The sequence below is a fragment of the Alistipes sp. DJF_B185 genome (genome assembly GCF_964250025.1).
GTDB classification, from domain to species: Bacteria; Bacteroidota; Bacteroidia; order Bacteroidales; family Rikenellaceae; genus Alistipes; species Alistipes finegoldii.
The window spans coordinates 1-583 of record NZ_CAXUDY010000101.1; the positions used below are offsets into that span (position 1 = coordinate 1).

1 pseudogene is annotated in these 583 nt (G+C 51.3%); it reads right to left on the bottom strand.

Going from position 1 to position 583, the window contains the following annotated elements:
- Positions 1-583: pseudogene (locus ACESTR_RS16425) on the bottom strand (lipopolysaccharide biosynthesis protein); the annotation flags it as partial.

A 583-nucleotide genomic window follows, 5' to 3' on the forward strand; every position in this document is an offset into this window, starting at 1 on the left:
AGATCGTCAGAAGGTTCCATATTCCTTCTCCCGGCTGCCAGTATGCCACGGCCAGAGGTACTGCAAGCGCAATTGCCGTAACTTTGGATATACTCCAGATCACTTTGGCAAAGTATTCCCGCAATGACAACCGAATCATTCGCCGCAGCATCAGCAGCCGGGCGAATTGGGCTGTAATCTCCATGACAAAATGTACGATAAAGACGCTGTATGCAGGGAGCCCGAACCGCAAACAGAGATAGGAAATCGGTAGGATCAGCAGCAGCAACCCTCCGACGACACTTTGGTATAGTTTGATCTTGCCGGTGGCGGAAGCGGCTGTAATCAACGGATTGGAGACGGCATACACCCATGTCGTGCATAACATGATCCGCAGGAATACGACTGTGTGGTCCGGGACGATTTTCAGCCAGAGCGTCAGTATCGCTTTTGTCTCGATAAGGACGGGAAGCGATAACAGCAGCAGCAGGAAAAATGAAAATTTGGCGCTCCGGAAAATCAGGCCATGCATGTATTCCATGTCGCCGGTCGCGTATGATTTGGTTATTTGCGGGTTGAGGGCCGTCTGGAAGTTGCTGCTGAA